19 protein-coding genes and 1 tRNA gene are annotated in these 23,455 nt (G+C 47.2%); 3 read left to right on the top strand and 17 right to left on the bottom strand.

Going from position 1 to position 23,455, the window contains the following annotated elements:
* Positions 1-54 precede the first annotated feature (54 nt).
* Both K9E37_RS05090 and lysS read right to left on the bottom strand, forming a co-directional pair.
* The gene (locus tag K9E37_RS05090) at positions 55-795 is read right to left on the bottom strand and encodes a phosphoglyceromutase (RefSeq protein ID WP_004112459.1); all 741 of its coding nucleotides are present in this window, start codon (positions 793-795) and stop codon (positions 55-57) included.
* Positions 796-950: 155 nt separating this feature from the next.
* Positions 951-2,648 carry a lysine--tRNA ligase gene (gene lysS / locus K9E37_RS05085; RefSeq protein ID WP_248893150.1) on the bottom strand — a complete coding sequence of 566 codons (1,698 nt, stop codon included), beginning with the start codon at positions 2,646-2,648 and terminating at the stop codon, positions 951-953.
* A gap of 273 nt (positions 2,649-2,921) precedes the next feature.
* Between lysS and K9E37_RS05080 the strand changes: the two genes are divergently transcribed.
* The 3 genes from K9E37_RS05080 (at position 2,922) to K9E37_RS05070 (ending at position 5,940) form a co-directional block, all read left to right on the top strand.
* Positions 2,922-2,995, top strand: a tRNA-Pro gene (locus tag K9E37_RS05080).
* Between the two features lie 207 nt (positions 2,996-3,202).
* Positions 3,203-5,263: a DUF4037 domain-containing protein gene (locus K9E37_RS05075; RefSeq protein WP_248893148.1), complete on the top strand. Its 2,061-nt coding sequence runs from the start codon at positions 3,203-3,205 to the stop codon at positions 5,261-5,263.
* The gene (locus K9E37_RS05070; protein WP_248893613.1) at positions 5,263-5,940 is read left to right on the top strand and encodes a DUF4125 family protein; all 678 of its coding nucleotides are present in this window, start codon (positions 5,263-5,265) and stop codon (positions 5,938-5,940) included. Before K9E37_RS05075 ends, K9E37_RS05070 begins: the two co-directional genes overlap by 1 nt.
* Here the strand turns inward: K9E37_RS05070 and K9E37_RS05065 are convergent.
* The 15 genes from K9E37_RS05065 to alaS all read right to left on the bottom strand — a co-directional run bounded on the left by K9E37_RS05065 (position 5,937) and on the right by alaS (position 23,405).
* Positions 5,937-6,581, bottom strand: coding sequence for an HAD family hydrolase (locus K9E37_RS05065; protein WP_248893146.1), 645 nt, complete (start codon positions 6,579-6,581; stop codon positions 5,937-5,939). The genes K9E37_RS05070 and K9E37_RS05065 overlap by 4 nt on opposite strands.
* 84 nt (positions 6,582-6,665) lie before the next feature.
* Positions 6,666-7,139 (bottom strand): metal-sulfur cluster assembly factor, encoded by a 474-nt coding sequence (locus K9E37_RS05060; protein WP_004105224.1) that lies wholly within the window; start codon positions 7,137-7,139, stop codon positions 6,666-6,668.
* A 35-nt stretch (positions 7,140-7,174) separates the two neighbouring features.
* On the bottom strand, positions 7,175-7,864 hold the full coding sequence (gene sufU / locus K9E37_RS05055; protein WP_102155401.1) for a Fe-S cluster assembly sulfur transfer protein SufU: 690 nt from the start codon (positions 7,862-7,864) through the stop codon (positions 7,175-7,177).
* 57 nt (positions 7,865-7,921) lie between these two features.
* Entirely contained in the window at positions 7,922-9,274 is a 1,353-nt protein-coding gene (locus K9E37_RS05050; RefSeq protein ID WP_248893611.1) for a SufS family cysteine desulfurase, read from the bottom strand.
* A 68-nt stretch (positions 9,275-9,342) separates the two neighbouring features.
* Entirely contained in the window at positions 9,343-10,119 is a 777-nt protein-coding gene (gene sufC, locus K9E37_RS05045) for a Fe-S cluster assembly ATPase SufC (protein ID WP_004110671.1), read from the bottom strand.
* A gap of 9 nt (positions 10,120-10,128) precedes the next feature.
* A complete protein-coding gene (gene sufD, locus K9E37_RS05040) occupies positions 10,129-11,376 on the bottom strand; it encodes a Fe-S cluster assembly protein SufD (RefSeq protein WP_248893144.1) in 1,248 nt (415 codons plus the stop codon).
* Entirely contained in the window at positions 11,376-12,830 is a 1,455-nt protein-coding gene (sufB, locus tag K9E37_RS05035) for a Fe-S cluster assembly protein SufB (protein ID WP_180955176.1), read from the bottom strand. The genes sufD and sufB overlap by 1 nt, the downstream gene beginning before the upstream one ends.
* Positions 12,831-13,246: 416 nt before the next feature.
* Positions 13,247-14,929 (bottom strand): CTP synthase, encoded by a 1,683-nt coding sequence (locus K9E37_RS05030; RefSeq protein WP_012913898.1) that lies wholly within the window; start codon positions 14,927-14,929, stop codon positions 13,247-13,249.
* Positions 14,930-14,991: 62 nt separating this feature from the next.
* Positions 14,992-15,447 (bottom strand): type II 3-dehydroquinate dehydratase, encoded by a 456-nt coding sequence (locus K9E37_RS05025; protein WP_004110700.1) that lies wholly within the window; start codon positions 15,445-15,447, stop codon positions 14,992-14,994.
* Positions 15,448-15,466: 19 nt separating this feature from the next.
* Positions 15,467-17,149 carry a bifunctional shikimate kinase/3-dehydroquinate synthase gene (locus K9E37_RS05020; protein WP_004110702.1) on the bottom strand — a complete coding sequence of 561 codons (1,683 nt, stop codon included), beginning with the start codon at positions 17,147-17,149 and terminating at the stop codon, positions 15,467-15,469.
* Complete coding sequence (gene aroC / locus K9E37_RS05015) at positions 17,146-18,333, bottom strand: chorismate synthase (RefSeq protein ID WP_248893142.1); 1,188 nt, start codon at positions 18,331-18,333, stop codon at positions 17,146-17,148. The genes K9E37_RS05020 and aroC overlap by 4 nt, the downstream gene beginning before the upstream one ends.
* Before the next feature lie 49 nt (positions 18,334-18,382).
* Positions 18,383-18,799 (bottom strand): peptidase A24, encoded by a 417-nt coding sequence (locus K9E37_RS05010; RefSeq protein WP_248893140.1) that lies wholly within the window; start codon positions 18,797-18,799, stop codon positions 18,383-18,385.
* A gap of 172 nt (positions 18,800-18,971) precedes the next feature.
* Positions 18,972-20,162 carry an endolytic transglycosylase MltG gene (gene mltG, locus K9E37_RS05005; protein ID WP_012913894.1) on the bottom strand — a complete coding sequence of 397 codons (1,191 nt, stop codon included), beginning with the start codon at positions 20,160-20,162 and terminating at the stop codon, positions 18,972-18,974.
* Positions 20,163-20,207: 45 nt separating this feature from the next.
* Positions 20,208-20,666 (bottom strand): Holliday junction resolvase RuvX, encoded by a 459-nt coding sequence (gene ruvX, locus K9E37_RS05000; protein WP_004110340.1) that lies wholly within the window; start codon positions 20,664-20,666, stop codon positions 20,208-20,210.
* Between the two features lie 54 nt (positions 20,667-20,720).
* Entirely contained in the window at positions 20,721-23,405 is a 2,685-nt protein-coding gene (alaS, locus tag K9E37_RS04995) for an alanine--tRNA ligase (protein ID WP_102155408.1), read from the bottom strand.
* Positions 23,406-23,455: the final 50 nt, after the last annotated feature.

Raw genomic sequence — 23,455 nt, 5'->3', positions numbered from 1 at the left:
TACTTTTATTGTAAAAGCTAACTTAAGCAAACCAAATCCAGCTTAATCAGAGTCTCACTTCTGACCCTGAGCAGCCACGGCAGCAGCGCCGGCAGCAGCAGCTTCTGGATCCAAATACTCACCGCGAGGCTTGATTGGCTTGAAGTTCTCATCCAACTCGTAAAGCAGAGGAATAGCGGTTGGAATGTTCACCTTGGAAATCTCTTCCTCGCTCAAGTTATCGAGCATCTTAACGATTGCGCGCAAGCTGTTGCCGTGAGCAGCAATCATTACAGTCTTGCCGGACTTAAGCTCTGGAATAATATCCGACTCCCAATAAGGAGTTACGCGAGTCACAACGTTTGCCAAAGCTTCAGTTTCTGGAACTGGATCGCCTGCGTAACGAGGATCATTCGTCTGAGAATACTCATCGTTTGGATCAATCTCAGGAGGTGGAGTTGCGTAAGAACGACGCCAAATCATGAACTTCTCATCGCCATATTCCTGACGAATCTCAGATTTGTTCTTACCTTGCAAAGCACCATAATGACGCTCGTTCAAACGCCAGCTGCGACGAACTGGAATCCACAAGCGGTCGGCTGCATCAAGCGCGTAATTCGCGGTATTGATAGCGCGGCGAAGCAAAGAAGTGAACACGATGTCTGGAAGAACGTTCTTCTCTTTAAGAAGCTCGCCACCATGCTTAGCTTCCTCAACACCCTGCTCAGTCAGCGGTACATCAACCCAACCAGTGAACTGATTGGTCTTATTCCATGCGCTCTGACCATGTCGGAGCAATACTAATTTGTATGTCATAGTTACCTAGTCTATTCGTTTCGTACGACTACTTACAAAAAGTAAACAAACATGAAAAATTTAATCAAAAAAGTCGCCGAACACTAAAATAGCATTCAACGACTTTTAAGATTAATTCAACTGATTATAACTAATACAACTAGCGATAATCACAACTAACGAAGTGGCTTCACGAGTGGGAACGTAATTGTCTCGCGAATAGTTGCGCCAGTAAGAGCGATCAGCAAGCGATCAATACCCATTCCCATGCCGCCAGCAGGAGGCATACCGACGCCGAGAGCCTCAATGAAGTCCTCGTCAATATCCATTGCCTCAACATCGCCAGCCAAAGCATCCTTAGCTTGAGCAACAAAGCGCTCGCGCTGCACAACAGGATCGTTAAGCTCGGAGTAGCCGGTTGCAAGCTCAAAGCCACGCACGTACAAATCCCACTTTTCGACCATTCCAGGCTTCGTACGATGACCTTTAACAAGAGGGCTAGTCTCAACTGGGAAGTCGCGCACAAACGTTGGCTCGTAAAGCTTATCCTCGTAGAAGTGCTCCCACAAGTGCTCAACCAACTTGCCGTGATTTTCCACGTCATCGCGCTCAACGCCAAGCTTGTCTGCAATCGCACCCAAATGCTCAACAGAAGTTTCCGGAGTAATCTCCTCGCCCAAAGCCTCAGAAAGCGAGCCGTACATGGTAATCTGCTTCCATTCGCCACCAAAATCGTATTCTTCGCCGTTGAGCAAAGTCACCTTAGTAGATCCGAATGCGTCTAGTGCAGCCTTCTGAATCAGCTCCTTGGTAAGAGCAGCAATCGTATCGTAAGTGCCGTAAGCTTGGTAAGCCTCAAGCATTGTAAACTCTGGAGCGTGAGTTGCATCCACGCCTTCGTTGCGGAAATCGCGGTTGATTTCAAACACGCGCTCAATGCCACCAACCAAGCAGCGCTTCAAGAAAAGCTCCGGAGCAATGCGCAAATAAAGATCAATGTCGAAAGCGTTCATGTGAGTTGTAAATGGACGAGCAGCAGCACCGCCATGAACCGTTTGCAACATTGGAGTTTCGACTTCCAAGAAGTCATGACTGTCGAAAGTGCGGCGAAGCGAAGCCACAGCGCGCGAACGCCTGCGAACCATATCGCGAATCTTCTCGTCCGCGATCATGCCAATATAAGGCTTGCGCGTACGAGTGTCGTCGCTTAATTCCTTATGCAAAGCCGGAAGCGGCTGCAAAGCCTTAGCCGCAATCGCCCACTCGGTTGCAAATACAGAAAGCTCGCCAGTCTTAGAAGAAATCACGCGACCACGAACGTACAAGTGGTCACCCAAATCCACCATCTGCTTAAAACTTTTAATGGACTCCTCACCAATTTCCTTCTTGGAAACCATCGCCTGAATCGTAGTACCGTCACCGGCAGAAAGCTTAACAAAGCACAAGCCGCCAGCGTTACGCAAGAAAAGCACGCGACCTGCAATACCAACCTCGGTATCGGTTTCTTCGCCTGCTTCAAGCTTGCCATCGAAATCAGCACGCACCTTTTCGATTGTGTCAGTAACGTTAAGATGCACAGGATAAGGCTGCACACCCTCCTTAAGCATCATTGCGCGCTTAGCAACGCGCATCTGTACCTGCTCAGGATGAGCTTGTGGCCCAAATTCTTTATTGCTTGGGTCGATTGCTTCATCCAGGGTTGCGCCTTCGTTTACGCGCTTGGAGATTGCCTCGTCTTGAGCGAGTAACATTTCGGCATGTTCAACAGTGTCAATTTCATTGACGGTATCTGTTGCTTCGTTTTCTGCTGCATTTTTAGCGGCAGATTCTGCGGCACTTTGCGCGGCAGACATTGCAGTATTGGTGTCAGTCATAAACGCTAATTGTAGCCAGTAGGTAATACAGGTTTTATACGCGACTTGCAGCGATAATTTGTAATATGTTTGCACAGAAGCTGTAGCGATAATTTGCGATATATTTACAAAGAAATTCCGCAGCCTGTAGCAATATGCTTACGCGGGACTTACTTTGCGTGACTTGCTTTGCGCGACTTGCACACGCTTTACAATAATTTGTATTAGCCAACCTGTAACATTACGGACGTTGTTGGAACTTTTATGCGCATATGCTTTCGCTAGTTTCAGCATCGGGCTGTAGCGCAGTTTGGTAGCGCGCTTCGTTCGGGACGAAGAGGCCGCGGGTTCAAATCCCGCCAGCCCGACTTTTGATTTTTGACATTACCCCCCGCAATCCGATGTTTCCTATACAAGGCTGTAAAATTTCTGCCGAATTAAGGCGCGTAGGCGATATTTCCTTTACACGTGCGTAAAGTTTCTGCCGCAATTTGCCGTAAAACGGCAGTTTCTTTACATGGCTGTAAAGTTGAAGTCGATTGATTGTGAACAAGCGCAATAGCAAGGGGGCTTTGATGGAGGACGCTGCGCAATTTTATAACGAGCTTGACGAAATGTTCGCGAATCACGCGAGCGCAGACGCGATTGAAACGTATCTTTTGCGAAAACTTACCGAAGCCAATCCCCTGCAACTGTCTATTCTCAACGAACTCATGGGCTTTTACCGTTCGCGCGGAGAGCACACAAAAAATCAGCCAATCATCAATCGCGCTCTAAATCTTGCAAACAAAATGCAGCTAGCTGGCACCGAAGCTGGCACAACCACACTAATTAACGCCGCCACAAGCCTCCGCGCGGCAGGCAGCTACGATCGCGCCGAAAAAATTTACACTCAAGCTCTTAACGAATCCACCGAAACGCTCGGCACTAAAAACCGCAAGCTTGCCGCGCTTCACAACAATCTTTCGATGCTTTACAGCGAAACCGGTCGCACGCATGATGCAATTGAGGAGCTTAATCAGGCGCTTGAAATTTTGCAAAATACGAGCACAGATCCTGAGCGCGACATCGATATTGCCGCCACGCACACGAATCTTGCGCTTGCGATGCTGCAGGAGTGTACGAAGGAGTGCTCGCATCCCAACACCAGCACAAACAGCAAATCCGCAACTCTTGAATCCGCTTTTGAACACGCTTCGGCCAGCGTTCGCATGTATATTGCGGGGAATAACGAAAATCAGCCGCACTACGCTTCTGCATTGGCAGGTTTTGCGCAAGTACAGTGCGCGCGCGGAGAGTACGCTCAGGCTGAGGAAAGTTACAGTAAGGCACTTGATTTGATTGCGAGATGCTACGGAAAAGATAGCGAATCTTACGCGATTACGGCAGAAAATTTGCGGCAGACGCGCGAGTTGGCAGAAAAAGTTACGAAAATATACGAAAAAGTGTCTGTAGGAAAAAATACAGAAGAAAATGCAGAAATAAACACAGAAGAAAATGCAGAACTATCTGCAGAAGTATCTACAAAAATTCAAGAATCAGCGAACCAACAAACAGAAAACCAACACGCAGCAACCCAGAACGAAGCAAACCATAACATAAAAACCGGCATGCAATTAGCGCAATCATATTGGCAAACTTACGGAAAAGCCCTACTAGCCAATCCAAAATTTGCAAAATACAAAAATCGAATTGCAGCCGGATTAGTTGGTCACGGATCGGAATCTTACGGTTTTGACGACGAGATTTCGCGAGACCACGATTTTGGACCAGGATTCTGCTTATGGCTTACCGACAAAGATTACGCGGAAATCGGCGCGGATTTGCAGACTGCTTACGACGCACTTCCGCGAAAATACGCCGGTTTTGGTTCTCGCAACGAAACACCGCGAGCAAAATCATGCGAAAGCAGCAAGCGAGTCGGAGTGTTCAGCATAAGCGAATTTTTCGAAAATCTAACCGGCTTCCCCACTGCTCCAAGCCAAAACGAGCCGCACTTATGGCTATCGCTAAGCGAGTTAACGCTTGCAGCAGCGACGAATGGCAAAATTTTCGCGGACCCTCTTGGAGAGTTCTCAAAGGCGCACCAAAGCTTCAAACTCATGCCGGACGACGTGCGAATCTCACTAATCTCGCGCAGACTTGGCATGATTTCACAAGCTGGCCAGTACAATTTCCCACGCATGATCGCGCGCAAAGACGCATCCGCCGCGTGGCTTTCTATCAACGAATTCGTGCGCGCGACCGCTTCAATCGTGTTTTTGCTCAACAATCCTGTAACCGCAGGCTACTTGCCCTACTACAAGTGGCAATTTGCAGCGTTGCGCAAGCTCAGCAATCGCATGGCTTCTAGGCTTCCGGAAGTATGCAGCAAACTTGAGTCGATAATGCGACTTTCTTCTGCTGCTTGCTTTGGCGGCGACGGCTCCGGCGGCGACGGTTTTGGCGAAGGCGGCAAGGGCGCTGGACTTGCGCAAAAGCAAGTTACGCAAATAATTGACAGCATTTGCGAGGATATTGTGCGAGAATTGCAATACGAGGGCTTAAGCGATTGCAGCGAAACTTTTTTGGAATGGCAGCGGCCGTACGTTGAAGCACATATTCACTCGCGCGCAGCATGTTTGAGGAGCTTATGATGTGCAATTTATCAACAAATCCGAAAGAAGAAAAGCCGAAAGCGCAAAATCCGAAAGCAGAAAAGCTTGCGGAAGAAATCACTAAACTCGAGTGGAATCAGTTCCAGCTTACAGAAAACGAAGGCGGACGCGCGAATTGCCAAGGAAACTGGCCAACTTTTCGCATTATGCGCATAAGTCAGTTTTTGGCGTGGCCGCTTGATTTGCAGGAGTCTTATAAACAGGATCTTGAGCTCGCGAATAGCGACGGCGGCAATTTGATTACGGAAAAGTATGCGCGAATGATGGAGTCGACTGCGCCGGAAATTTTTGAGCGCACGATTAAGCCTTATATTAAGCCGATTTTGGAGCCTAGAAAAAGCGCGCAGGAGCAGATTATTTTAACTCAAGTTGAGTGGGCTGCAGATTTTCGCAATTGCTACCCGCATTTAGGTCTTGCGATGCGCGTGCTTAAAACTAGCGAAGATACGGCAGAGAATACGTCTTTTGAAACCTATTTGCGAGGCGAATTAAGCACGTATTCTGACGCAACTTTCGCAAAATACCAGCGTTTTGTACATAACTTGCGCGCGGAAAACCTAAATCTTACGCAAATGATAATCGCGAATACCGTGCACATGTATGGCTACGATTCGCTCGAAGCGGCCGAGCGCGCGCAGATTAGAAATGCAGCTTAAGAATAAAGCAGCGACGCTGCAGAAGCTGCGCGAGAGTCACTTTCGAGAAAAAGCGTGGAAGCAGCGGAAAGACCGGCGTGTTGCAAAAATGCGCGATAAAGCATTACGTCGGGTTTGCGCAAATGCGATTCGTAAGATGCACAAACACCGTTTAACTCACCGAGTATTGGGCAAGTTTTGCGCGCGCAGTTTAACCAATCGCAAGAAGCGTTACCAAGTGCCCACACGCGCACTCCGCTCGCAATCAACTCACGCGCCACAGCCGAAGCATCCGCGCGCTCGCCAGCAAAACCGAGCTCGAAACGCTCAAAATACAAGCGATATAGCCACGTAACTGCCGGCCCGTGATGCTCATCAAACGAATCCATCGCTTGCTTGCTGCTCCACCCAGCCTCGCGCAATGACTCGTGAAACTCAAAACCCCATTCCGGCTCGAAACTAAAGAGCACTTCCCCAATAAAATCCGGATAATCTGCATCCAGAGTGCGGCGCACATCCCAATCTACAAGCAATTGCAAGTCGAAAACAACGTCAGTCATTCCGTGCGAAGCATACTCGCGGATACTATTTTTGCGCACATCACTTATTTCGCGAATATCACAGATACCGCTTGCACTAACTGCCTTTATTTCAGCGCCCATAATTCCCACTTGTGCAATACGTTGCTTTCAAAACAAAACAGCAAAACAGAAACAACAAAACGAAACAGCACGCCAACCAAATACTCACACAGTTGGCGGAATACCGGCACTCATCGACGCATCGCCAACTACGCCAGAACCGTACATTCCTGCAGCAAAATTCGCTTGCAAACTGTTGAGATTGTAGCCAAGCGCCTCAAGCTGCGCGCGACCGTCCTCATTAATGTTTTCAACGCTCCAACGCGGCTTCCACGTCCAGTCAATGCGGAACTCTTCGACCAAGCCTGCGAGCGCATTCGCACACTCATCCTCAATCAATTCAGTTAACGGACATGCAGGAGTGGTAAGCGTCATAGTAATAATTGCGCGCCCAAGCTCATCAATTTCAATGCCATAAACCAAGCCTAAATCAACCACATCAATGCCAAGCTCAGGATCCACAACATCGTGTAAAGCGTCTAAAATATCATCTTCTGTAACTCGGCCAATGTCATTTGCGCTTAAATTCGCAGGATGCGTTTCATGCGTCACCTCAGATGCCAATTGATTTTCTGCCATAATATTCCTTGCTTTGCTTGTACCAAATTTCGATTTTACAAGTTGCCAAGAATTTGCGGATTTAAGTTTTGCGAGGCTTTTGCAATGCTGTCTTTTAAGCCTTCCCACGCCAAAAGCGCGCACTTAATTCGCATTGGGTAGCGCGATACGCCTTGCAAAACCATTGCATCTTCCAGCGCATCTTCGTCCTCTTCGTTTTCAAAACCTTCTCCGCGAGATTCCATAAGTTTGTGGAAAAGCGCGTCTAATCGCAAAGCTTCGTCAACCGACTTTCCTTCGACTAAATCAACCATCATTGAAAGGCTTGCCTGCGAAATCGAGCAGCCATGACCATCCCACTTAATACTTGATACTATTGGTGTTTCGTCATTATTTGCGCTGCGCGAAAGCTCCACGCGCATGGTAACTTCGTCGCCGCAAGTTGGATTGAATTGGTGCGATTGACCTAAAGCAGAGTTTTCGTCAGATGTAACAGCACAACTTTCGTGAGTATTATTTAGGGTGATTTCGGCAGATTTTGTATTTTCTGCAGATTCTTGAGATTCTTCCTGCAATTCCGCTTGTGCGAGCTCATCCGTACTTTCGAAATGAGTTTTGCCATGCGGATTTCGCGCAGCATCCAAAATTACTTCTTGGTACATGCTTTCTAAGCCGTCACCAGCCGCATCTGAAAAACCAGCGCCCGCACCAAAACCAGCGCCCGCACCAAAACCCATATCAAACATACGCACTCCTTACCTACTTCCTAACTCGCTAACTATCCAACTCGCTCGCTAACAATATTATGCGCCAAAGTAGGCGCGAACGTGTGAGACTGCTTCAACAAACGCGCGAGCCTCGTCAACTGTGTTGTAAACACCAACAGAAGCGCGATTCGAAGCGTATACACCAAAATGACGGTGAATCGGCTGAGCACAATGATGCCCGACGCGAATCGCAATGCCTTGAGCATCCAAAAACTGTCCAACATCGTGCGGATGCACGCCCTCAACTTCAAAAGCAACTGTGCCAATTCGATTCTCTAAATCAGTCGGACCCAAAATGCGCACGCCTGGAACATCTTGCAATTTTAGCAATTCTGCAGCAATTTCCTGCTCATGCTCTGCAACTCGGTTCATGTCCAACGCACGCAACCAATCCGCTGCAACTCCGGCCGCAACCATTTGCGCAACCGGCTGAGTTCCAGCTTCAAAACGGTAAGGCACATCCATGTATTGCGCCGGCTTGTTAAGCCACGCAAGCTCCACCATTGAACCGCCGAAATTCGCCGGCGGAAGCGCGTCCAAAAGCTCGCGACGACCATACAAGAATCCAACTCCCGTAGGACCATACATTTTATGCGCACTAAATGCTGCAAAATCAACGTCTAACGCGTGAAAATCAACCGGAATATGAGGCACTGACTGGCATGCGTCAAGCACAAAAATCGCACCAACTTCGTGAGCGCGCTTGCAAATCGACGAAACGTCTGTAATAGCACCAGTAACGTTGCTAATATGCGTAACTGCAACAATTTTCGTGTGCTCGTCAATAATTGTTCGCAAATAATCTGCATCCGTACGCACACGACCGTCTTCTGTTACATCAATCCAGCGAAGCTCCGCTCCAGTGCGAAGAGCCAGCTCTTGAAATGGTAGCAAAACAGAATGGTGATCTGCGCGAGATACGACTATTGAGTCGCCTTCTCGAAGAGCAAAATTTTGGCGGAAATCACGCTTAAAATCAGCAGAATCGGCATAATCATCGCTGCATTTTTTGCAAATTCTCGCCTTCGCACTAGCGTTACCAATAGCAGTTGCGAGAAGATTAAGTGCGCCGGTCGCGCCCGGAGTAACAATAATTTCCTCGCTGCCAGCGTCCGCGCATGCTCCAACAAGCCGCGCAACTTTCGCACGCGCTTCTTCGAACGCAACCGTGGAAAGCGCCGCCAACTCATGCGCTCCCCTGTGCACACCAGCGTTAATTGTTTCGTAAAATTCTTTTTCGGCATCGATTACAACTTGCGGCTTTTGCGAAGTAGCTGCAGAATCCAAGTAAATCAAGGGTTTTCCGTGCACAGTATCGTGAAGCGAAGTGCCATGAACTGTGCGACTTAAAATCGGAAACTGCGAGCGCAAATCGCTAAATTCTCGCATAATATTTTCTTCAATCACTGTAGTCATATTCTAAGCCGTTATTTAAAACTATTATTTATAAACCGCGCTTAAGCCAGCGCCGACTCTGTTGCACCTTCCGGCAAGTACTTGTCGTAGCCTTCTTCTTCCAGCTCATCCGCAAGCTCCGGCCCTGCAGTCTTCACAAAGTGACCTTGCGCAAAAACGTGCACAATATCCGGCTTAATATACTTGAGGATTCGCGTGTAATGTGTAACCATCATAATGCCCAAACCAGTGTTCTCTTTGGCGCGATTCACGCCTTCCGACACGATTCGAAGCGCGTCAACGTCTAGTCCGGAATCAGTTTCGTCCAAAATCGCAAACTTTGGTTTCAAAAGCTCTAGTTGCAAAACTTCCGCGCGCTTCTTTTCGCCGCCAGAAAAGCCTTCGTTTACAGAACGCGACGCAAATTTTGGATCCATTCGAAGCTTTTTCATAGCCTCGCTAAGTTCTTTCACCCAGCTTCTTAAAGATGGAGCTTTGCCTTCGACTTCAGTTTTTGCAGTGCGAAGGAAGTTCGTCATAGATACACCAGGTACCTCTACCGGGTATTGCATTGCGAGGAATAATCCGGCTTTCGCGCGTTCGTCAGGAGTCATTTTCAAAATATCTTCGCCGTCGAGAAGAACTTGACCCGAATCTACTTCATACTTTGGGTGCCCTGCCAAAGTGTAGGCAAGAGTAGACTTTCCAGATCCGTTAGGACCCATGATTGCGTGAGTTTCGCCAGAATTAACTGTAAGATTTACGCCTTTTAAGATTTGCTTGCGACCTTCTTTTGTTTCTACAGAAGCGTACAAATCCTTAATTTCCAAAGTTGACATGTTTTTCTCCTATTCTTCCGTTCTTGCAAGACGGCGCTCAATCGCCTTCATTAAGTGATCAACAATTTCCGGAACGCCAATTTCTTCAATAAGCTCGTTAAAGAATCCACGCACAACAAGCTTTCTGGCTTCAATCTCACTAACTCCGCGCGACTGCAAGTAGAAAAGCTCTTCGTCGTCAAATCTGCCGACTGAACTTGCGTGACCGGCACCAATAATATTTCCGTTTTCAATTTCCAAATTCGGCTCAGAATCGGCGATTGCTCCAGGAGTGAGCACTAAATTACGGTTCAACTCGTACGAATCCGTGCCAGGAGCTTCCGGCTTAATAAGCGCGTTTCCAACCCAAGTCGAATGCGCGCCCTTTCCTTCCAAGGCACCTTTATACACTACTCGCGACTTGCATTCTGGATAGTTGTGCACAACCATCGTGCGGTGCTCAACATGCTCGCCTGGATCCACAAAATACATGCCGAGCATGTTCAAATCACCCTGTTCGCCGCCAAAATCCTGATCCATGCGAATGCGCACAACATTTCCGCCAAGAGTGACCATCGTGTGGCGAAGCGAAGCTCCCTCACCAACGTGAATACGCTGATTTCCAACGTGTTTACTGCCCGAATCCCACTCTTGAATAAAGGTAGTAGAAACGTGCGCGTGCTTTCCGAGGATGATTTCCACACCTTCAGCAAGTTTTGCGCAGCCGGTATGTTCGATAATAATGTCAGCATTCGAGCGAGAATCCGCTTCGATTACTAAGTGCAATGCGTCAAGCGTATTAACATTATCACCCTGAATTTTCAGTACGATTGGCTTTTTGATTTCGCCAGATACGTGAAGCACGTATGCAGATTTCGCTGTATTCCACGCGACTGCAGCTACACGATCAGACGGCTTCATATCGGTATGAGGAGCCTCGTTTTTCGGCTTTACTTGCAAACTTACGGAACCGTCGCTACCAACGTAAGAATCATCCAATGCAGCTCCACCAACACCTTCAAGAGTTACTTGAATACTATTAGATGGTTCAAAACGCTCGAAAAACTCGGAAATTCGCTCAACTGGAGTATATCGCCAATCTTCCTGCTTTCTAGTTGGAATCGCAAAATCTTCCACATTAAACGAGCGCACGGATTTATCTGCGCTAGAAGGCATTGCTGCAGGAACCGCATACGGATCATTAGGGTCTGCTATAGGAATATTAATTTCTTTTTCCGTCATTTTATTGCCTAAATTCTCTTTTAAATCTTCGCTCATCAGCCCACGGATCCTTCCATTTGCAACTCAACTAAGCGATTCAACTCAAGCGCGTACTCCATTGGCAGCTCGCGGCTAATCGGCTCCACGAAGCCGCGAACAATCATGCCCATAGCCTCTTTTTCTTCAAGCCCTCGACTCATCAAATAGAAAAGCTGATCCTCCGAAACCTTGGAAACAGTGGCCTCGTGAGCCATCGAAACGTCATCTTCGCGCACGTCAACATGCGGATAAGTATCGGACCTGGAAAAATCGTCAACAAGCAAAGCATCGCACACAACAGACGAACTAGAGCCCTTCGCACCCTTAATAATCTTCACAAGACCGCGGTAAGCTGAACGTCCGCCGCCGCGCGAAATCGACTTAGCAACAATCGTAGAACTCGTGTGAGGAGCTAAATGAATCATCTTCGCACCAGTATCTTGATATTGTCCGCGGCCAGCAAAACTCAAAGACATAGTCTCCGCTTTTGCGTAAGGCTCGGCAAGAATACAAGCAGGATACTTCATAGTAGCTTTGGAGCCGATGTTTCCGTCAACCCACTCCATTGTGCCGCCCTCGCGCACGTAAGCTCGCTGAGTTACCAAGTTATACACGTTATTTGACCAGTTTTGCACTGTTGTGTAACGCACACGCGCATGCTTTTCCACAACAATTTCAACGTTTGCAGCGTGAAGCGAATCCGTGGAATAAATTGGAGCCGTGCAACCTTCAACGTAATGCACATAAGAGCCTTCGTCCGCAATAATAAGCGTTCGCTCAAACTGACCCATGTTCGGCGTATTAATTCTAAAGTAAGCTTGAAGCGGAATATCCACGTGCACGCCTTTTGGAACATACACGAACGAGCCGCCACTCCAAGCCGCGGTGTTAAGAGCTGCAAACTTGTTGTCGTCAACAGGGATCACGGTTGCGAAATACTTTTTTACAAGCTCCGGATACTTTTGCACTGCCGTATCCGTGTCAACAAAAATCACGCCTTGAGCTGCCAAGTCTTCGCGAATCGAATTGTAAATAACTTCCGACTCGTACTGTGCTGCAACGCCTGAAACTAAGCGCTTTTTCTCCGCTTCCGGAATGCCTAAGCGATCGTAAGTTTTGCGAATATCTTCCGGCAAATCGTCCCAAGTTTTTGCTTGATCGTGAACCGGGCGCACGTAGTATTTAAAATCGTCAGCGTCAAAACCGCTTAAATCCACGCCCCAATCCGGCATTGGCTTTTGCAAAAACGCGCGGTAGCCTTGCAAGCGAAGATCTAGCATCCACTCCGGCTCGTTTTTATCGGCAGAAATTGCGCGAACAACCGACTCGTCAATACCTTTTTTTGCAGCCTCGCCTGCAGCGTCCGAATCGTGCCAGCCGTAATTGTAATCACCAAATTCAGCAACAATTTGCTCATCTTGGCGGATTTTCTCTTCGTTTACGCGAGCGCGATCTGCCACATACTGGCTCATTTCAACGTCTGCAGCTTTATTTTTTGCTAGATTACCATCGCTTGCTGCAACGCTTGTATCGCCAGTAACGCCAGTATCATTCATATTGCCAGTATCGCTCATAAAGCCTGTAACACCTCCATACTTAACGCACACCTGCGCGCGGTACGTATCAATTGGCAAAAGCTGCTCCCCAAGCGCTACTTTTGCACTCTCCCCACTCAATTATCACCTATCTAAGGTTACCTCGTAATGCGATTTCTTGGTATAGCCGTGTTACGCGCAAAACGTAATGTTTATCACAATCTAATAAAACAAAAACGGCAGAAACTTTACGCGCGTGTAAAGAAAAGATCGGTTGCGAATGAAAAAGCGGCAAAACTTAGGAAAACCCAGTCTTACCGCTTATTTCTATTTACTTAATTCTTACTTAAGCCTTACTTATCAGCCTTACTACTAGCAGCAGCTTCCTGATGTTCCAGTGCTGCCGCAACCAATCCAGCAAACAGTGGATGAGGCTTAGTTGGACGAGACTTAAACTCTGGATGAGCTTGAGTTGCTACGTAGAATGGGTGAGCTTCCTTTGGAAGCTCCACAAACTCAGTCAAATTACCATCTGGGCTTTGGCCGCTAATACGCAAGCCAGCTTCGCGCAAACGATCCTTATATGCCACGTTCACTTCGTAACGGTGACGATGACGCTCAGTAACATGCGTAGTGCCGTAAAGCTCAGCAACAATAGAACCTTCTTCAAGCATTGCAGGGTAAGAGCCAAGTCGCATTGTGTGACCCATATCTCCCTTACCAGCCACGATATCCTTCTGCTCTTCCATAGTCGCAATTACTGGATCGCCACAATCCTTCTCGAACTCAGTGGAATTAGCATCCTCAAGCCCAAGCACGTGACGAGCGTACTCAATAACCATAGATTGCAAGCCAAGGCAAAGACCAAGCGTTGGCAAACCATGCTCGCGAGCGTAACGAAGTGCGCCAATCTTACCTTCAATACCGCGAATGCCGAAGCCGCCTGGAATAACCATGCCGTCCATTTGGTCAAGAGCCGCAGCTGCACCTTCTTGAGTTTCGCACTTGTCGGCAGCAACCCAGCGCACATTCACCTTAGCCCAGTTTGCAAAACCGCCAGCTTTAATAGCCTCGGTAACAGAAAGGTAAGCATCCGGCAAATCAATATACTTTCCAACGATTGCAATGTTTAGCTCATGCTTTGGATGATGCACGCGCTCAAGCAAATCTTCCCACTCGTTCCAATCAACATCGTGGAATGGAAGCTCAAGCTCGCGAACAACGTAAGCGTCCAAGCCCTCGTTGAACAAAATCTTCGGCACATCGTAAATGCTTGGAGCGTCGACGCAGTTCACAACGCCTTCAGCATCGACATCGCACATAAGCGAAATCTTGTCTTTAATAGCCTGATTAAGCGGACGATCGGAGCGCAAAACAAGCGCGTCTGGAGAAATACCAAGCTGACGCAGCATCATCACAGAATGCTGAGTTGGCTTAGTCTTCAACTCGTGCGCTGCAGCAATATAAGGTACCAAAGAAACGTGCACAAACATGCAGTTTTCAGGACCTAAATCGCGACGAACTTCGCGAGCAGCCTCCAAGAATGGCTGGGATTCAATATCGCCAACTGTGCCGCCGATTTCCGTAATAATCACGTCTACATCGTCGGAAGCTTGCGCGCGCATACGCGACTTAATCTCGCCAGTAATATGCGGAATAACTTGCACGCACTGACCCAAATATTCGCCAGCGCGCTCCTTACGAAGCACAGATTGATAAATCTGACCTGTAGTTACATTCGCTTTCTGGCTTAAGAAAACATCGAGGAATCGCTCGTAATGACCAATATCGAGATCTGTTTCTGCACCATCTTCCGTAACATAGACTTCGCCATGCTGGAATGGGTTCATTGTACCCGGGTCAACATTGATATAAGGGTCAAGTTTTTGTTGTAATACATGCAATCCGCGACTGCGTAAAAGTCGACCTAAAGATGATGCTGTAAGGCCTTTTCCGAGGGACGAAACTACGCCACCTGTGACAAAAATATGCTTTGTAATATGCTCCTGAGAGTTACCATGTTGTCTTCTAACCATGGAACTCCATGGTATCTTCGAGCCTCGACGCTGGGTGTTGATTCGCAAAAAATCGAACAAAATCAAACAAGATGCGCAACAGCTTCCAAAGCGAGCTTATAGCCGTATAATCCCATGCCTGTAATAGTGCCGGTTGCAACAGGACTAATTACACTAATTTTACGAAAAGCATCGCGCGCAGCAGGATTAGAAATATGCACTTCCATGAGCGGAACTCCAGCATCCAAAACCATGTGAGCAGCGTCCGCGAGCGCGTAACTGTAGTGTGTAAAAGCGGCAGGATTCATAACAACAGGCGTATGAGTATCGGCAGCTTCGTGCATCCAGTGAACCATTTGCGCTTCGTCGTCACTTTGGCGCACTTCTACTTCAAACCCAAGTTCCGCACCCCACTTTTCGCATTTCTCGCGCAAAGTTTCAAAGTTCTCGCTACCGTACACGTCCGGCTGACGCACGCCTAAACGACCTAAATTCGGTCCGCTTACAACAAGCACTTTTTTTGTATGCTGATTTTCCATTTTTACCTCGCAAGATTAATTATTTTTGCTTATAAACGCGCTCAAAAGCTTCACGAACAGCTTCAATAGGCGGATTGTCTAAATGCATAGGATTAGAAATACCATCCAAAATTACGAAACGTAGCATGTTGCCGCGCGCTTTCTTGTCGCGATGCATAAGGTTAAGCACACACTCAAAAGCAGCATCCGCATCTTTGGCACACTGCCACGAAGTTGGCAATCCAAGCGAATCCAAAAGCGAACGATGATACGCAACGTCTCCCGCATCCAAATATCCTAAAATTTGCGCAAGCTCCGCCGCAAAAACCATGCCAACAGCTACAGCGTTTCCATGACGCCAACGGAAGTGCTCAATCTGCTCAATAGCGTGACCAAGCGTATGCCCGTAGTTCAAAAACTCGCGCAAACCCTGCTCTTTTAAATCGCTCGATACGTGATACGCCTTTACTTTAACTGTGCGTTCAATAAGCTCCACGAGCAGTTCATGAAGTTCGTTATTATTTTCTAAATCATCCCCATTAAATTCACGCAAAAGCCTTGCGTTATTGGCATCGCTAAGAATCTTCAAAATTTCGCCGTCGCGAATAAAACCAGATTTTGCAACCTCGCCCAAGCCTTCAATAAGAATATCGTTTGGAAGAGTTGCAAGCGTAGAAGTATCTGCTAAAACGCCAGCTGGAGTGTAAAAGCTGCCGACTAGATTCTTTCCAGCATCCGTATTAATACCAGTTTTACCGCCCGTAGACGCGTCAACCATCGCAAGAAGCGAAGTAGGGCAGTTTACATAGCGAATTCCACGCATCCAAGTTGCAGCAACAAATCCAGCGACATCCGTTGCTGCTCCTCCGCCTAAACCAACAATTGCATCCGAACGAGTAAAACCAGCTTCTGCCAGGTTAGCCCACAATCCACTTGCAACTTTAATAGTTTTTCCAGCTTCTGCATCCGGAATTAACATGTCGAAAACTTCGTAACCAGATTGGCGCAAAATAGTTCGAGCTTTGTCGCTATGACGCTGAACAGGTTGCGTGTGAACTAACGCCACTTTAACTGGCTTAGTTCCAAGCATTTGCGGCAGAAGTTGCATTGCACCGTCACCAATTCGCACATCGTATGGTTCAATTCCTTCACCTGTTACGTGCACAATACGTTGCATAATCATGCTCCTTAATTTTTCTGCAGCCATATACGGAGTCGAACCTTTTGTTTGCATGTGGATATTCGATACCGCTCTAAAAACAGGGTCTCTCTGCTCAAATAATTCCATCCAACGCTTTTGCGCATCTTCTCCAGAAAACATAGGACGATTATTATTCCAGCTTGCGCGCTCAATAGCCTCTTTAGCATTGACTTGCAAATACACAACGCGACCGCCACAGCGCATATACTCACGCAAAACTTTTTGAGTTTCTTCACGCATAGGCGCACCGCCACCAAGCGAAACTATTCCCTTTGTAGAATCTTCTATAGGTGTATCTCCCAAAATTGCCTCTCGCACTATGCGAGCTTCTATTTTACGAAAAGCATCCTGGCCATATTCCTCGAAATATTGCGGTATTGACATATCAATATCGCACTCGATCATGTCATCTGTATCATAAAAAGGCAGATTCATAAGATGCGCAACTTCGCGGCCAACACGCGTTTTTCCAGCAGCAGGCATGCCAATAATAACAGCTAGCGGAAGTTTAGTGTTGCTCATTTCATATTCTCCGGCCAGGAAGCTACGTAAGACTCCACATTTCGGCGCGTTTCTTGCAAAGAATCTCCGCCGAATTTTTCCAAAGCATACTTAGCTAAAGTAAGCCTTACCATCGCTTCTGCAACTACAGAAGCAGCTGGCACAGCAGTGAAATCGGAGCGCTGATTAATAGCTTGAGCAGCTTCGCCAGTAAGCACATCCACTGTGCGCAAAGCGCGTGGAATAGACGGAATTGGCTTCATTGCAGCGCGCACGCGAATAATTTCGCCGTTCGACATTCCGCCTTCAATTCCTCCAGCTCGATTAGTAAGACGCTTAATTTTCCCATTTTCGTCTGTTACCATTTCGTCGTGCGCGGCCGATCCGGGGCGATCTGCTTCTGCAAAACCGTCACCAATTTCCACGCCTTTAATAGCCTGAATTCCCATAAGCGCGCTCGCGAGAGCCGCATCCAAGCGACGATCCGACTCAACGTATGTGCCAACTCCTGCAGGCATGCCGTAAGCAAGCACTTCCACTACTCCACCGAGCGTATCTGCATTTGCTTTTGCTTCGTCGATGCGAGCCATCATTCGCGCTTGCGCATCTTTGTCAAGAGTGCGAACTGGAGAAGCATCCAAAGCAGCAACATCATCTGGTGTTGGTAAAGCTAAACTTTTGTTAGTGTATTCGCCGCCGATGCCGATAACATGCGCAACTGTGCGCACGCCTAAAGCTTGCTGTAAAAACGCATCAGCAATAGCACCCAAAGCAACGCGCGAAGCTGTTTCCCTAGCGCTCGAACGCTCTAAAACTTCGCGAGCATCATTAAAACCGTACTTGCGCATGCCAGTTAAATCCGCATGCCCTGGACGAGGGCGGCTCAAAGGAGCATTTCTGCCAACTTGCTCAACCTCGTGATCCAAAGGATCTGCACTCATTACTTCGGTCCACTTTGGCCACTCTGTATTCGCGATTTCTACAGCAATCGGAGAACCAAGCGTTACTCCGTGGCGAACTCCAGTTAAAAGACGCACTTTGTCTTGCTCAAACTTCATACGCGCGCCACGACCATAACCAAGGCGACGGCGAGCAAGTGCCGAAACTACATCATTGCTAGTAATGTGCACGCCTGCCGGCAAACCTTCAATCATGGCTACTAATGCTTCACCGTGCGACTCCCCTGCCGTTTGCCATCTAAGCATGCCATTTCTCCATTCTCAAGCAATTTACGCGTCTAAGTACTCTACTCTACTAACTACCAAGTATTGATTGGGTTGTTATTGACAGCAATGCTGCGAGTATTGCAGATATTGCTTCTACTGGTACGAATGGTATTGATACGTCAGTTGGCGAACAGATTTTGCAGTAAATTTTCCACAGCAAAAGCCAAAGTAAGCCAACTGCTCCAACTAAAGCGAACCAATAAATTAAGCAGTCAAAGCCGAATAATATCAAGGCTTGCGCAATCATTGACGCGCTCGTAACATCTCCGAAACCAATAGCATTTTTTGCGGAAATTTTTCGTATACTCCAGTAAATTGCAAAAATAATTACGCAAGAAATCCAGCCGAAAATAAGCACGCTAATATTTCTAAATAAAATAATCGAATATATGAGATTCGCAAAAGATTGAAAAATTCCTGCAATAACAACCCAAAGTCTTGGCACTACGCGACTTTTTATGTCAGTTGCGCAAACTGAAATTAAACATGTGAGCGTTGGCAGCACCGATAGTATCGTAATAATTAATTGCTTCATTAAAGCAGATTACGAAAACTTGCGAAACTGTTACAACCTCAACACATCTATGTGGTTAAAAGCTATATTTTTATTTAACAGTTTAGTTACCTTCGGGATTGTTGCGCTTGTACTCGTCGCGGAACTTCAAAAAGTCGTCTTTGTTATCCGCAAACTTCGTTTCGCCAGTTTTCAAATTCGTGGTGACGAAGTAAAGCCACGGACCGTCTTGAGGCTTAATAGTAGCAAGAAGAGCGTTGTCTCCAGCAATGCCAATAGGCGTAGGAGTCAAACCCTTATGAATACGTGTATTATACGGATTATTTGCATCGTCAAGCATTGCTTGCGTGAGTTTAATAGGTTTTACTCCCGCGCCGTAACCAACAGTAGAATCCATTCCTAACGACATATCTTTTGCCAAACGGTTCAGTATTACGCGAATAACTTTGCCATAATATTCGCGATTATTCACTTCAGCTTCGGCAATAGATGCCATAATTAAGGCTTTTTCTCTATCTTTACCTTTAGGAATTCCAAGAGAATCAAGTTTTTCAATACGCTTTTTTACCATTGCGGAAAGAATAGCATCCGCACTTTTCATAGCTTTTACGTTATAAACTCCAGGCTCTAGCCAGCCTTCAACACTACCGTTTGCTTCAGCAGGCAGAATTCCTGCAGCACCATCAGCTAACGCAGCCTTGAATTTATCTAAACTTATTCCAGATAATGTTGAAGCTTTTTGCAAAACGTCTGCTGCGTGATCCCCTGCACGAACTTCAAGGAATCCGCCTGCTTTTGTTTGATCTGAAAGAATATCAACTACATCAATAGCAGCCATATGTTTTTTCAGTGAGTAAACGCCAGGATACAAAATTTTATTATTTGCAGAAACAGCTGAAGTAAAAGCTGATTGAGATTTAACAACATTTGCCTTAACTAATTTGTTGGCAACGCTAATAGCACCCTCGCCGGTGTCAATAGTAAACTCAACCGTTCCAAAGCCTGGGCCTGGCCAATCTGCAACAGACTCGCTATTTTGAGATAATTTCCACGCGCGAACCGCACTGTATCCAAAATATCCAACAACAGCTAATACGAATACGAGCAGAATAGATAAAACGACTTTTGCTCTACGCCTGCGTTTTTTTGCTTCAAGACGAGCTTTAGCACGTTTTCTGGAGCTAACAGTCGAAGACTTGTATTTAGAAGAATTAGATGATTCTGACGACGGCTCGCCATCATGCTCAGTCCACTTTGCATGTTTGTCAAAAAATTCATCAAAATTGTCAGACACGCTATTCTCCTCTTCGCTATTTCTGCTTTTATTCGATTTTCAAAACTACTCTGCATTATTTGCGTCAAGCGCAGACTGCAAAATCAACACTGCCGACTGCTGATCTACCATTGGACGATGCTTTTTAGTAGAAAGATCCGCTTGCAAAAGCTGACGATGAGCACTTACTGTTGTCAAACGCTCATCTTTCCAAACTACTTCTGGCATATAATCCAACGCCCAATCTTTTTCGTCATGCAATATTTGCATGCGTTTTATTAGATTCTTCCCCCAGCGCAGAGCTTTTTTAGCAGATTTTCCTTCAGTGCCATCAAGTTGCAAAGGCAAGCCTATAACAACTTTTTCTACATTGTTATCTTCAATAACTTCAAGCACTTCATCTATAGCATGGAAGGAATCTCCAAACACTTGCACATTACCAATAGGATGTGCAAAGGTGAGACCAGGGTCGGAAAGTGCAAGTCCGACCCTTGCGTCACCTAAATCAATACCTAACCACACCATATTTCGTGTTGCTTTTGGTATAGATTCGTAAATTTTTAAGCTGTAAAACACGCACTAGGCGAGCTTAGCTACTTCTGATTTCGCAGCTTCGAGAGCTTCATCAAGCTTAGAAGCATCTGTACCACCGCCCTGAGCGAAGTCTGGCTTGCCGCCACCGCCGCCACCAAGCACCTTGGAAGCAGTACGAACCAAGTCGCCAGCCTTAGCACCAAGACCGCGAGCAGCTTCGTTTGTAGCTACTGCAATCATTGGTCGATCGTCTTCATTAACACCAGCAAGTGCAACAACCACTGGAGCATCTTCACCTAAACGAGCACGAATATCTAGGACTGTCTTGCGCAAAGCATCGAATGAGCCAAAGTTGCCAACATTCTTAAGAGCCAACTTAACTTTTTCGTTACTATTCTTTACTTCATCAACTAATGTTGGTACAGCTTCATTTAATTGAGCTTCGTAAACAGAAGCAAGCTTACGATCAGAATCCTTCATCTTGTTAAGCAAAGATTCCAAACGTTCAACCAACTCGTCTGGGCGAGCATTAACCATGTCTGCTAATTGCGCAACCAAAGTGTGCTCGCGGGCGCCATACTCGTACGCTGCCTCGCCGCAAAGAGCGTCGATTCTGCGCACACCAGAGCCAATAGAAGACTCGGAAAGGATTGTAACCATACCAATCTTTCCGGTGCTCTTAGCGTGAGTGCCACCGCAAAGCTCGCGGCTCCAACCGTCGCCGATTTCAACAACGCGCACAACATCGCCGTACTTTTCGCCGAACAAGTGCATTGCTCCAAGCTTAAAAGCGTCGTCGATTGGCATTTCCTTAGGAACAACCTGCAAATCGTCGCGAATACGCTCGTTTACGCGAGCTTCAACGCGAGAAAGCGCATCCTTATCAACAGCCTTTGGCCACTGGAAGTCGAAGCGCAAGCGGTCTGGATCAACCACGGAACCGCGCTGAGTTGCCTGTGGACCAAGCTCTTCTCGCAAAGCCTTGTGAAGGGTATGCGTAGCAGTGTGGCTTCGAGCCAAAGCAGCTCTACGAACCTGGTCAATATTGGTGTTTACAGGAGCACCAACGCTAAGAGTTCCTTCGGTAAGTCGGCAGCTGTGAACAATCAAATCCTTGATTGGTCGCTGAACATCGTCAACTTCCAAAATCGCGCCGTCATCGGAAATAATCTCGCCCTGGTCAGCAATCTGGCCGCCGCGCTCAGCGTAGAATGGCGTGCGGTCGAGAATAATCTCAACGTTTGCAGGAGCAGTAACGCTTTTAACAGAGCCTTTACCTGCTTCAACAATTGCCAAAACGTTAGAACGGCTGGAGAAGTCAGTGTAACCGAGGAAGTCAATTGGCTTTTCGAGAGCCTTCTTAATGTCGTCATAAACGCTAACATCCACATTGTGGCGCTTCTTCAAAGCATCCGCGCGAGCGCGACCTTTCTGCTCGCTCATAAGCTCGCGGAACTTAGCTTCGTCGACCTTAACACCCTGCTCGGCTGCCATCTCAAGAGTAAGCTCAATTGGGAAGCCGTAAGTATCGTGCAAAGTAAACGCGTCTGCGCCGCCAACTATAGGGTCATCCTTATGCTCTTTCTTGGCTTTTTCAACAGCAAAATCGAGAATAGTCGTGCCCTTTTCAAGAGTGCGACGGAAAGCATCCTCTTCACCGTAAGCAGCTTCGCTAACCTCGTGGAAAGTATCGTTAAGCTCCGGGTAGCTTGGCTCCATTGCAGACTTAGAAACTGGGAAAAGCGTTGGCAAAACTGGGTCTTGCACGCCAAGCATACGCATTGCGCGAACAGTTCTGCGAAGAAGACGGCGAAGCACGTATCCGCGGCCAACATTGCTTGGACGCACTCCGTCGCTCATAATCATCAAAGCGGAACGCACGTGATCTGCTACAACGCGGAAACGAACATCCGCATCAGCGTTGCTGCCATACTTTACGCCACTAAGCTTTTCTGCCGCTTCAATAACTGGGTAAACTTCATCGGTTTCGTAAATGTTTTCCTTGCCTTGCATAAGGTAAGCCAAACGCTCCAAACCAGCGCCTGTATCAATATTCTTTTGATCGAGTTCGCCAGCAATATGCAAATCAGTCTTAGATTTGACGTTATCTACCTGGTAATTTTCGAAAACCAAATCCCAAATCTCAATAAAGCGAGATTCGTCAGCAGCCGGACCTCCGTCGCGACCATACTTAGGACCGCGATCCACGTAGATTTCAGAGCATGGGCCGCCAGGACCAGGGCCGCCGGTAGTCCAGAAGTTATCTTCCATGCCGAAAACTTGCATGTGTTCTGGATCAAAGCCCTCGTTCTTCCAAATTGCGCGAGCCTCGTCGTCGTCCGTGTAAGTGGTTACCCAAAGCTTTTCTGGGTCAAAACCGTAGCCGCCCTTATCTTGAGGACTAGTTAAAAGCTCCCAAGCGTAGTGAATAGCTTCCTCTTTAAAATAATCGCCGAACGAGAAGTTACCAACCATCTGGAAGAAGGTGCCGTGACGAGTAGTCTTACCAACTTCGTCAATATCTAGAGTGCGAACGCACTTCTGATTCGAAGCCATACGACGCGAAGGAGGCGTCTGCTCTCCGAGCAAGTAAGGAATAAACGGCACCATGCCTGCGATAGTAAATAACGTAGTTGGGTTCGGCGAAATAAGAGAAGCCGAAGGAACAACCATATGACCATTCTTAGCAAAATAGTCAAGATAACGCTTTGCAATTTCTGCTGTGCGCATACGTACGAACTCCTTGTGTAATTTTTAGCAAGACCCACGCAAACCGTCAC

Origin of the sequence: Gardnerella swidsinskii (genome assembly GCF_023277705.1) — a bacterium.
In the GTDB taxonomy this organism is placed as follows: Bacteria; Actinomycetota; Actinomycetes; order Actinomycetales; family Bifidobacteriaceae; genus Bifidobacterium; species Bifidobacterium swidsinskii.
Note: the sequence above shows the minus strand (reverse complement) of the source record. Positions and strands in the feature narration are given on the sequence as shown.

Excerpts from the sequence above, each read along its gene's own strand:
- K9E37_RS05090 (WP_004112459.1), bottom strand. The coding sequence starts at position 795 with ATGACATACAAATTAGTATTGCTCCGACATGGTCAGAGCGCATGGAAT.
- lysS (WP_248893150.1), bottom strand. The coding sequence starts at position 2,648 with ATGACTGACACCAATACTGCAATGTCTGCCGCGCAAAGTGCCGCAGAA.
- K9E37_RS05075 (WP_248893148.1), top strand. The coding sequence starts at position 3,203 with ATGGAGGACGCTGCGCAATTTTATAACGAGCTTGACGAAATGTTCGCG.
- K9E37_RS05070 (WP_248893613.1), top strand. The coding sequence starts at position 5,263 with ATGTGCAATTTATCAACAAATCCGAAAGAAGAAAAGCCGAAAGCGCAA.
- K9E37_RS05065 (WP_248893146.1), bottom strand. The coding sequence starts at position 6,581 with ATGGGCGCTGAAATAAAGGCAGTTAGTGCAAGCGGTATCTGTGATATT.
- K9E37_RS05060 (WP_004105224.1), bottom strand. The coding sequence starts at position 7,139 with ATGGCAGAAAATCAATTGGCATCTGAGGTGACGCATGAAACGCATCCT.
- sufU (WP_102155401.1), bottom strand. The coding sequence starts at position 7,864 with ATGTTTGATATGGGTTTTGGTGCGGGCGCTGGTTTTGGTGCGGGCGCT.
- K9E37_RS05050 (WP_248893611.1), bottom strand. The coding sequence starts at position 9,274 with ATGCGAGAATTTAGCGATTTGCGCTCGCAGTTTCCGATTTTAAGTCGC.
- sufC (WP_004110671.1), bottom strand. The coding sequence starts at position 10,119 with ATGTCAACTTTGGAAATTAAGGATTTGTACGCTTCTGTAGAAACAAAA.
- sufD (WP_248893144.1), bottom strand. The coding sequence starts at position 11,376 with ATGAGCGAAGATTTAAAAGAGAATTTAGGCAATAAAATGACGGAAAAA.
- sufB (WP_180955176.1), bottom strand. The coding sequence starts at position 12,830 with ATGAGCCAGTATGTGGCAGATCGCGCTCGCGTAAACGAAGAGAAAATC.
- K9E37_RS05030 (WP_012913898.1), bottom strand. The coding sequence starts at position 14,929 with ATGGTTAGAAGACAACATGGTAACTCTCAGGAGCATATTACAAAGCAT.
- K9E37_RS05025 (WP_004110700.1), bottom strand. The coding sequence starts at position 15,447 with ATGGAAAATCAGCATACAAAAAAAGTGCTTGTTGTAAGCGGACCGAAT.
- K9E37_RS05020 (WP_004110702.1), bottom strand. The coding sequence starts at position 17,149 with ATGAGCAACACTAAACTTCCGCTAGCTGTTATTATTGGCATGCCTGCT.
- aroC (WP_248893142.1), bottom strand. The coding sequence starts at position 18,333 with ATGCTTAGATGGCAAACGGCAGGGGAGTCGCACGGTGAAGCATTAGTA.
- ruvX (WP_004110340.1), bottom strand. The coding sequence starts at position 20,666 with ATGGTGTGGTTAGGTATTGATTTAGGTGACGCAAGGGTCGGACTTGCA.
- alaS (WP_102155408.1), bottom strand. The coding sequence starts at position 23,405 with ATGCGCACAGCAGAAATTGCAAAGCGTTATCTTGACTATTTTGCTAAG.